Source organism: Flectobacillus sp., from assembly GCF_049240685.1.
Taxonomy (GTDB): domain Bacteria; phylum Bacteroidota; class Bacteroidia; order Cytophagales; family Spirosomataceae; genus Flectobacillus.
The window spans coordinates 1-9,967 of the sequence record NZ_JBMLSD010000435.1 but is presented as its reverse complement, the minus strand read 5'-3'; the positions used below and the strand labels follow the sequence as shown (position 1 = coordinate 9,967).

The window sequence follows — 9,967 nt, the reverse complement described above, 5'->3', positions numbered from 1 at the left end:
ATTTAACACTCTTTGCCTTATGCCTAAAAAAAAAGTTAAATCTAATTCGGCACGGTAACTTAAGTTAGTACGCAAAATAAAGTTTAAGATTGTGCTTTAAGCTTTCAGGTATCGGCTTTCGGCGGTGGGCTATGGGAAAAATGCCTGTCCGTGGTCGTTAAAAACATTTTAACACTCTGTGCCTTGTGCCTGTTGCCTTGTCCCTAAAACAAAAAAGTTAAATTTAATTCGGCACAAAAAACTATTTGCCTACAACTTAATCCCGAATGCTAACAACTACAATGCTCAATTTTACTTTGCTCACTTATTTTCAGGATAATACCGCTCAACAGAAAGCCTACTTCAGCCTTAAATTTACAGAATACTCTATCCAAAGACACAAAACTTGCTTTGTTCCATCCAAAATTTAACATTTTATGAAAAAATACTTTTTGCTCCTCATCTATTTAATACCCTTTGTAAGCCTATCTCAACTAAAAACAGACGTTCTTGTAATTGGTGGAGGTGCCAGTGGCGTAATGGCAGGTATTCAAGCCGCTCGATTGGGCGTAAAGGTTACCATCATTGAAGAGGAAGCCTGGCTTGGAGGAATGCTTACCTCGGCAGGCGTCAGTGCCATAGATGGCAATCATCATTTACAGAGTGGTCTTTGGGCAGAATTCAAAAATGCGCTTCTCAAATATTATGGTTCAGCAGCAGCGCTGCAAACAGGTTGGGTGAGCCAAGTGATGTTTGAACCTCAAGTAGGACAGCAGATTCTTTCCGAGATGTGTAGCAAAGAACCAAATCTTCAAGTGTTATTGGGCACTCGTTATACGCAGATTGTTTCTCAGAATAACCGCTGGCTTATCACTTTAGCAGGAAATACTTCAGAAACTATTCAAGCAAAAATCCTCATCGATGCCACCGAGTTAGGTGACGTAGCAGCACAATTAGGTGTAAAATATGACCTAGGAATGGATGCTCAAAGTACCTATCAAGAAAGAGTAGCTCCTCAACAAGCCAATGATATTATTCAAGACTTAACTTATGTAGCTGTGCTAAAAGACTATCATCAAGTTCAAAAGCCTGTGAACCCTTCGTCTGATTATCGTAGAGAGGATTTTATTTGTGCTTGTGAAAAACTATGCCCCGATAAACAAATGCCTAGGCTTTGGGATTGTGAAAAAATGAAAACCTATGGCAAGCTACAAAATGACCTATATATGATTAATTGGCCAATTCATGGCAATGATTACTATGTCAATATGGTCGATATGAATGCCCAACAGCGCAAACAAGCGATTATTAAAGCCAAAGAGCATACCCGAAATTTTGTGTATTTCATGCAAACCGAATTAGGCTGGAATACCCTCGGATTAGCCGATGTTTTTGAAACAAGCGATTCTCTTCCAATGATTCCGTATCACCGCGAAAGCCGACGCATCAAAGGGCTAGCTCGTATCAATATGAATCATCTTGAAAAACCTTTTGCGCAAGCCGAGCCGCTTTATCGCACAGGTATCGCCGTGGGCGATTATCCTATAGATCAGCATCATGGCAAAAACCCCAAAGCGCCCGATTTGTACTTTGTTCCAGTACCTTCTTTCAATATTCCTTTGGGGAGTCTTATCCCTGAAAATGTTAGTAATCTTATCGTTGCTGAAAAATCTATCTCCGTATCCAATCTTGTCAACGGAGCCTCTCGCCTTCAGCCTGTTGTCATGGAAATAGGACAAGCAGCTGGCGTTTTGGCAAGTCTTGCCGTACAAAATAAGGTTTCTCCTGAAAAAGTATCTATTCGAAAAGTACAAAATATTTTAGTCAACCAGAAAGCCTACCTTATGCCTTATATTGATGTAGCTCCAGAGCATCCTTATTTTAGAGCTATTCAAAAAATTGGAGCAACGGGTATCTTGAAAGGAGAAGGCAAAAACAACAAATGGTCGAATGAAACATGGTTTTACCCAGACTCTACCATTTTGTTGAAAGATTTCTTGGAGGGTCTAAAACCTTACTATCCAAAGCTCAAGTTACCCACATTTACAGAGTCGGAGTTGAGTTATCCACTGAGTTATCCACAATTGACAAGCATATTTATCCACATATCCCCAAAACACCAAGTAAATCTTCCACCGACAGGAACTATCCAAAGAGGAGAATTGGCTTATCTTGTGGATAAAGTTTTGAATCCTTTTTATCAAAAAATAGATCACCAAGGTTTTTTATCACAAGAAAAAAACAAAAATAATCCATAGATTCACCTTCTATTTTGTACTAATTTTAGAAGGGTAAATCTATGGATTTTGGAAAAGTATTTTATCGGGATTATCCTATTTTAGTCAATGATTTTAACCAAACTTTTTCCAAAAGATTTCCCTTCTAACATTAAGTCTAATTTTGCTGGAACTTCCTCTAAACCAATCTCATGACTGATTAAATCGAGGTTGTCTAACTTCCAATCGCTGGCTAGATGTTGCCAAATTTCTAAGCGTTTGGACATTGGACATTCGGCTGAATCTATACCTAGCAGAGCATTGCCTCTTAAGATAAATGGAAATACCGAAGTCGGTAAATCAGGAGATGCTACCAAACCACAAGCAGCAACGGCTCCGCCATAATGAAGTGACTTCAAAATAGTGGCTAAGATATTCCCTCCTACGGTATCTACTGCCCCTGCATATATCGACTTTAACATCGGACGACCAGAGGCATCGTTCAAACTTTCGCGACTGACAATTTCCTTTGCACCTAAACGTTGAAGTAACTCAGCAGCTTCGGGCTTGCCAGTGACAGCCACTACTTCAAAACCTAATTTGGCTAAAATAGCTACCGACAAAATTCCTACCCCACCCGTCGAACCTGTTACAATAATCTTTCCTTTTTCTGGACTAACACCATACTTCAACAAAGCATCTATACACAATCCAGCAGTTAGACCAGCCGTACCTAAAATCATGGCATCTGAAAGGCTCAATCCTGCTGGCAGAGCAATAACCCATTTGGCAGGCACACGAATGTATTCGGCCAAAGCACCCGAAGTATTCATTCCTAAATCATAACTGGTGACTAATACTTCTTGTCCAACCGAAAAATTAGCATCAGTACTTTCAACCACGACACCCGATGCATCAATACCTGGCGTATGTGGATAATTGCGAGTTACTCCCTTATTTCCAATCGAAGATAAAGCATCTTTATAATTCAATGTCGAATAGTGGACATTGATTAAAACCTCTCCTGCGGGTAAGTCTTCGATATTACGTTGTGTGATGGTTCTTACATATTGCTTTTCAGCATTTTCGGATACCACAAGGGCTTTAAATTGGCTCATAGTTTTGTTATGTTAATGGGTATTTTACCCGCTTTAAGCTTTATACGTTACTAGTTCAAGACTTAGTATTGGACTCATTTTTTTAACAGTTTTAAACTGTAAGTTCAAACATCAGGATTACACTTTCATGTTTTGTTCAATATCAGATTATCACATGCAAAATCTATAAATTACTTCTAATCAAATATTTATTTCAAAATTGCTATCCTTAACCCAATATATCAATTGAACTTTAGCTTGCTCTTTAGAGTGCTTTCAGATAAAATTCATTTATTTTGTTTTTTGTCATAAACTTCTACAAAATATCCTTGAAAGTCAAGGGATTACATTGGGTACAGATACTTACAAAAAATGCAGTTTTGCTGACTATCAGTGTTTTATTTTTTGAAAAATGGAAAAAAATCTTGTTGAATATAGCTGTCCTTCGGACGTATTTATGAAAGTCTTGAAAGGTAAATGCAAAACCACTTTATTGGTACTTATCAAAAAAGAGGTAAATCGATTTGGGGAAATGAAACGTGCGCTTCCAACTATTAGCGAACGAATGTTGGCCAAACAATTAGATGAACTCGAAGCTGATGGCATTTTGAGTAGAACTGTCTTTGCCGAAGTTCCTCCACGTGTAGAATATGCTTTGACCGAATATGGCGAAACGATTTATCCGATTGTGAAAGAAATTCGAAAGTGGGGACGTATTCATCAAGAAAAAACTTTACAAAATTTGTAATTTTTTTTAACCCTACTGACATACCCTTGTCACAGAGCAGTACTTATTTTGTCATGTCTTCAATGAAACGCTAGATGTTGAACATTGATTTAACCCATTGCAAAAACTTCTTATACTTTAAACTTCACAATCAAAATGACAACTAAACAAATCCCTGCTCAGAAGTATTTCATTTACAGTACCGAAACAACCTTGCCTCATGTCAATACTATTGCTATGCGAGAGGTAGAGCCTTTGTATGTGACAGCATCACAATTAGGCTTAGAAGCTCAAGGACCTTTAGAGTTTATTTATTGGAACGCTTCTGGCGACCCAACCAAGCCTTTTACTCTCGAAATCGCATTGCCTGTCAATGATGTAGAGGTTGAGTTACCTGAAAAATATACTTTAACCACACACGAAGGCTTCAAGGCTATGGCTCATGTGCATCATGGCGATTTCAGTAATATCGAGCCTGTGTATGATGGTATGTTTAAGGAATTATATGAAAAAGGTGCAAAACCCACCAATCAAGTTCGTGAAGTGTATATTCATTGGGTTGATCTTACTTCAGCTGAGAATGTCACAGAAATTTTATTAGGAATAGAATAGCATCCATTTCGTCAAAACTCAAATCCTATTTGCTATGATTAAGTTTGCCTATACCATTTTGTATGTTTCGGATGTTGAAAAATCTGTAGCATTTTACGAAAAGGCTTTTCAATTCACTACGAAGTTTATCAGCCCTGACAGTACATACGCTGAGTTAATTACAGGAGAAACAACTTTATCTTTTGCTCATAAATCATTGGCAGAAAGCAATTTACCAGATGGTTTTCAGGAAAGTAGTCTATCAACAAAGCCCTTCGCTATCGAAATAGGCTTTACTACCGATGATGTTGAAGCTTTGGTAAAACAATCCATAGAAGCTGGCGCCAGCTTGGTAGCACCTCCCAAACAAAAACCTTGGGGGCAAACAGTAGCTTATGTGCGTGATATTGATGGCTTTTTGATAGAGCTCTGTACGCCGATGGGATAAGGGTATTGAGTGGTGATATTTTGAAAATCATACTCCAATTTCTATACAAAAAAAGGTTGTCAAAGCTTTATAGCCTCGACAACCTTTTTTTCATTCTTTTTTGTCAAACCTACAACACAAATCCAACTCCAACAGTTGAATGTGAAAACTCGTCAATCAAAATAAAGGCTCCATTAGATGGATTATCTTCGTATTTATCTGCAAAAATTGGTTTGGCCGTTTTGATTGTTACCTCTGCAATTTCGTTTAATTTCAATTCTGAGAAATCAGCAATAACATCGTGGTTTACGACATCGTACTTTTTGTTCAAGCTTACAACTTTAGCTTTTGAATCGTTGATGCCATGCTGTAAAATGTAGTTACGACCCGAAGTCAAAGCTTGTGAGTCTAACCAACATACTTTTGCATTGATTTCTTTCAACTGCGCTGGTTGGTCATCTGATTTTACCAACATATTACCACGCGAAACATCTACATCTGTTTCGAGGGTAATTACTACAGATTCTTTTGGACCAGCAATTTCAAGCTTTTGACCAAATTTCTCAATCGTAGCAATTTTTGTACTTTGTCCAGTTGGCAATACCGTTACAGTATCTCCTACCGCAAATTCACCACTCGCAATTTTACCAGCGTATCCTCTGTAATCGTGGAATTCTTCTGTTTTTGGACGAACCACAAATTGCACAGGGAAACGAGCTGAGTGCGAAGCACCAACTGCTGTTTCTGGATGGAATTGCTCTAATTCTTCTAATAATGGCAAGCCTTTGTACCAAGGCATTTCGTCTGATTTAGTAGAAAGGTTTTGTCCGTACAAAGAAGACATAGGAATGAAAGTAATCTCTTGCCCTTCGAAAGATACTTTTGAAGCTAATTCTTCAACACTAGCTTTGATTTCGTTGAAACGCTCTTCGCTATAACCTACCAAGTCCATTTTGTTGACACAAACCACAACTTTAGGAATACGCAATGTAGAAGCGATAAAGAAGTGACGGTAAGTTTGTTCCAACACGCCATTACGAGCATCAATCAAAATCATTGATACTTTGGTGTTCGAAGCACCAGTCACCATGTTACGAGTATATTCGAAGTGCCCAGGGGTATCGGCAATGATATACTTGCGTTTTGGTGTCGAGAAATAGATATGTGCCACGTCGATTGTGATACCTTGTTCACGCTCAGCGATTAGGCCATCTGTCAACAATGACAAGTCAAGAAAATCAAGACCTTTTCTTTTCGAAGCCGCTTCAAGTGCTTCGATTTTGTCTTTTGTAATAGATTTTGTTTCGTATAATAAACGTCCAATTAATGTACTTTTTCCGTCATCAACCGAACCTGCTGTTGCTATTCTTAAAATGTCCATCTACTGAGTGTGGAGTTTTGAGTGCGGAGTGAGGAATTAAAATTTTCATCAACATTGATGCTTTTCTCACTCTCAACTTTAATTTTTATTATTTTCTTTTGCCGTTTTACTTGACGAGATAAAAATAGCGATCAATTCGTCTGCTTCTTTCATCAGGTCTTTTAACAACTCTTCTTTCACAATTCCAGATTCTACTAACAATTCCATCCAAAATAATGCTTCATCAGCTTCCTCAACAACAATTGCAATCTTAGCTATAAAATCAGCGGGTGATTTTGCTCTGCAAGATGCCCTGTAATTAGCTCCTACCGATGTCCCACAACGAAGTAATTGTTTTCCAATAACCTGTGCTGTTGGCGTATTAGGTAAACTTTCAACAAGCTTGATAATTCTCAAAGCGAACGATTTTGTTCTATTTTTAAGATTATCATATCCCATTTGAGTGAGGAGTTTTGAGTGCTGAATGCTGAGTTTATTTAAGTGCTAAGTGTTGAATCATGTGTGAGGAGAATGTTTGGTTGAGAGTTTTGTATTGAGTTAGGATTTATTTAAAATCATTTTTTATTCCAAATTCAACACTCAATATTCAAAATTCCAATAACTCCTCACTCAAAACTCACAACTCATCACTTAAAAATATCCTTGTTGCTTGCGTTTTTCCATGGCTGCTTCAGAGCGCTTATCGTCGATGCGGGCACCGCGTTCTGAGATTTCTGCTGCAAGGATTTCGCCAATGATATCGTCTAACTCTACAGCTTCTGAAGATACCGCTGCGGTACAAGTCATGTCGCCTACGGTACGAAAACGTACGGTAGCCTCGAATGGAATTTCATCGGCATCTTTGTTTAGGTATTCAGAATCAGCCCAAAGCATTCCATCTCTTTCGATTACCTGACGTTTGTGCGAGTAATAGATAGAAGGAATCGCCATTTTTTCTTCCTTAATATAATTCCAAACATCTAATTCTGTCCAGTTCGAAATAGGGAATACACGCACGTTTTCACCAATCGAAATACGTCCGTTTAGCATATCGAACAATTCTGGACGTTGACGTTTCGCATCCCACTGACCGAAGTCGTCACGTACTGAGAAAATACGCTCTTTGGCACGAGCTTTTTCTTCGTCACGGCGAGCACCACCGATACAAGCGTCAAACTTAAATTCTTCGATTGTATCAAGTAAGGTTACTGTTTGCAAAGCATTTCTGGAAGCATACTTACCAGTTTCTTCTTTTACTTTGCCTTGGTTGATAGAGTCTTGCACATAGCGAACGATAAGGTCGGCGCCTACTTCGTTGGCTAGCCAGTCTCTAAACTCAACGGTTTCAGGGAAGTTATGGCCAGTATCGATATGTACTAATGGGAAAGGGATTTTCCCTGGATAAAATGCCTTTTGTGCCAAACGCACAAGGGTAATAGAATCTTTACCCCCTGAAAACAACAAAGCAGGACGCTCGAACTGCGCCGCTACCTCACGAATAATATAAATGGCTTCATCTTCCAACTCACGAGGAAACACCCCCCATTTTGGTTGGGTTTCGGAAGCTACTTCAACATCTTTTTCTATCGATACGTTACTCATATTCTATTATTATTTAATCAATATTCTTCTATGTATTGAGTAATTTGAGAATGAGCGATTTTGACTCATTCATGGTCAACATTTCGGCTGTCGGCTATGGGTATTCGGCAAAAGAATTTCTCTATTCAATGAAGTTTTTTGGCATAATACCTAAAGCTTATAGCCGATAGCGCATTAATTCAATTTTATTTTGCTGCATGCAATCCACATTCTTTCTGAGATGCTTCCCACCACCAACGACCAGCACGAGGATGTTCGCCTTCGCTGATAGCTCGAGTACATGGCGCACAACCAATCGAAATAAATCCTTTACGATGCAATGGACTATCAGGAACGCGATTGGCTTTGATGTATTCTAATACCTCTTCATACGTCCAGTGAATCAAAGGATTAAACTTAATTACCTGATTGGCTTCGTCCCATTCTACAATTGGCATATCCGAACGATTTTCTGATTGTTCGGCACGTAAGCCTGTAATCCAAACTTGGGCACCAGCCAAAGCACGCTTCAATGGCTCGATTTTACGAATAAAACAACATTCTTTACGGTTCTCTACCGAGAAGTAAAAACTATTAAAGCCCTTTTCTTTGGCCAATGCTTCTACTTTGGCTGTATTTGGGAAATACGTTTCAAACGATTGATTGTACTTAGCTCTGGTAGCATCCATCAAATCATACGTTTCCTGAAATAAACGACCAGTATCAAGCGTAAAGACACGAATATTGAGAGCAGCATTGCTAGGGTTATTCTTGTAGATTGCGTCGGTAATTACCTGATCTTCCTGCCCAAATGAAGTAGAAAACACTACATTTTGATAATTTTCGGCTACATACTGAAGCGCTTCGCCGAGCGAGAGTGATTCTAATGTTTGTTTTAACGCGAGTAAATCTGCCATTTTCACATAAAGCAAGTATCGTACCTTGCTGATTTAGCGAGGCTTAGCCTCATTTCAAATTCACCACAAATATATATAAAGTCTAGTGATAAAGTAGTCTTATTAAGGAAATATTTTTGAATTACATGAAATTTTCTCCATCGAAATCTGTTATCTTTAAAAATAATAGTCGCTACCAAAAGTATCGAGCAAAAATATAAAAAGCTATGAATCAGGGACTTGTTTCGTATTTTGAAAAAACAAACAGTCACAGCCGCGTGTCGGACATGGACTTAAAGGATTTAAAAAATCTGGTGCGGAAAGGAGAAGGTAGCCAATTAGAATTCAAGCTAAAAGCCAACCACCCCGAAAAAATTATCCGTGAGGTTGTGGCATTTGCCAACACAGATGGGGGCACCTTGCTAGTAGGGGTTGGCGATGACAAAAGTATCCCTGGTTTGAAGTTTGTGGATGAGGAAGAATATACGCTCGTCAGAGCAATCGAAAAGTTTTGCGAGCCCCCCATTAATTACCGTCTTGAACGGCTTGCTATTACCGACGAACGAGATGTATTGATTTTTACAATACCCCAAAGTACAGAAAAGCCACATTTTGTCAAACTATCGGCTACAGAGCCTCCAAAGGCCTATGTAAGAGTACAGGATCGCTCGGTACAAGCTAGCAAGGAGGTTAAGCAAATTTTACGTCGTGAAAATGAGGAAGGTATTCGATTTGTATTTGGTGAAAAGGAAAAAGTATTGATGGAGTATCTAGCTCAACATCAAAATATTACTTTAGAAAAATTTGCTGAGATAGCCAAAATTCCTCTGTGGCTCGCCTCAAGAACATTAGTGTTGTTGGTATTAGGTCATGTGTTAAGAGTGCAACCCAACGAGTTGGTAGACACGTATGTGGTTTATTAGGCTAAAGGTTTTGTGTTGAAGGCAAGAGGCAACAGGCACAAGGCAACAGGCACAAGGCAAAGAGTGTTAAATTGTTTTCTAGTAACGATTGGCAAGTTTGTGCTGAAGCCACAACGAAACAGGCAATAGACACAGAGTATTAAATCGTTTTTTATGAAATATTAAAGACT

10 protein-coding genes are annotated in these 9,967 nt (G+C 38.7%); 5 read left to right on the top strand and 5 right to left on the bottom strand.

Going from position 1 to position 9,967, the window contains the following annotated elements:
• Window positions 1-416: 416 nt before the first annotated feature.
• Window positions 417-2,237, top strand: a complete 1,821-nt coding sequence (locus tag ACOVQ4_RS19950) for an FAD-dependent oxidoreductase (protein ID WP_421822364.1) — start codon at window positions 417-419, stop codon at window positions 2,235-2,237.
• An 80-nt stretch (window positions 2,238-2,317) separates the two neighbouring features.
• Here ACOVQ4_RS19950 and ACOVQ4_RS19945 read toward each other — a convergent pair whose 3' ends face one another.
• Window positions 2,318-3,313, bottom strand: coding sequence for a YhdH/YhfP family quinone oxidoreductase (locus ACOVQ4_RS19945; protein WP_421822363.1), 996 nt, complete (start codon window positions 3,311-3,313; stop codon window positions 2,318-2,320).
• Between the two features lie 391 nt (window positions 3,314-3,704).
• Between ACOVQ4_RS19945 and ACOVQ4_RS19940 the strand changes: the two genes are divergently transcribed.
• The 3 genes from ACOVQ4_RS19940 (at window position 3,705) to ACOVQ4_RS19930 (ending at window position 5,058) form a co-directional block, all read left to right on the top strand.
• On the top strand, window positions 3,705-4,040 hold the full coding sequence (locus ACOVQ4_RS19940) for a winged helix-turn-helix transcriptional regulator (protein WP_421822362.1): 336 nt from the start codon (window positions 3,705-3,707) through the stop codon (window positions 4,038-4,040).
• Window positions 4,041-4,175: 135 nt separating this feature from the next.
• Window positions 4,176-4,631: a hypothetical protein gene (locus ACOVQ4_RS19935; RefSeq protein ID WP_421822361.1), complete on the top strand. Its 456-nt coding sequence runs from the start codon at window positions 4,176-4,178 to the stop codon at window positions 4,629-4,631.
• 34 nt (window positions 4,632-4,665) lie between these two features.
• Window positions 4,666-5,058 (top strand): VOC family protein, encoded by a 393-nt coding sequence (locus tag ACOVQ4_RS19930; RefSeq protein ID WP_421822360.1) that lies wholly within the window; start codon window positions 4,666-4,668, stop codon window positions 5,056-5,058.
• 109 nt (window positions 5,059-5,167) lie between these two features.
• Here ACOVQ4_RS19930 and ACOVQ4_RS19925 read toward each other — a convergent pair whose 3' ends face one another.
• From ACOVQ4_RS19925 to ACOVQ4_RS19910, 4 genes are all read right to left on the bottom strand, one after another.
• Complete coding sequence (locus ACOVQ4_RS19925) at window positions 5,168-6,418, bottom strand: sulfate adenylyltransferase subunit 1 (RefSeq protein ID WP_421822359.1); 1,251 nt, start codon at window positions 6,416-6,418, stop codon at window positions 5,168-5,170.
• A 78-nt stretch (window positions 6,419-6,496) separates the two neighbouring features.
• Window positions 6,497-6,856: a four helix bundle protein gene (locus ACOVQ4_RS19920; protein WP_421822358.1), complete on the bottom strand. Its 360-nt coding sequence runs from the start codon at window positions 6,854-6,856 to the stop codon at window positions 6,497-6,499.
• Window positions 6,857-7,048: 192 nt separating this feature from the next.
• Window positions 7,049-7,999 (bottom strand): sulfate adenylyltransferase subunit CysD, encoded by a 951-nt coding sequence (gene cysD / locus ACOVQ4_RS19915; RefSeq protein ID WP_421822357.1) that lies wholly within the window; start codon window positions 7,997-7,999, stop codon window positions 7,049-7,051.
• A 185-nt stretch (window positions 8,000-8,184) separates the two neighbouring features.
• Window positions 8,185-8,895, bottom strand: coding sequence for a phosphoadenylyl-sulfate reductase (locus tag ACOVQ4_RS19910; RefSeq protein WP_421822356.1), 711 nt, complete (start codon window positions 8,893-8,895; stop codon window positions 8,185-8,187).
• Window positions 8,896-9,101: 206 nt separating this feature from the next.
• On the opposite strand from ACOVQ4_RS19910, the gene ACOVQ4_RS19905 reads away from it, so the two are divergent.
• A complete protein-coding gene (locus tag ACOVQ4_RS19905) occupies window positions 9,102-9,797 on the top strand; it encodes a helix-turn-helix domain-containing protein (RefSeq protein WP_421822355.1) in 696 nt (231 codons plus the stop codon).
• Window positions 9,798-9,967: the final 170 nt, after the last annotated feature.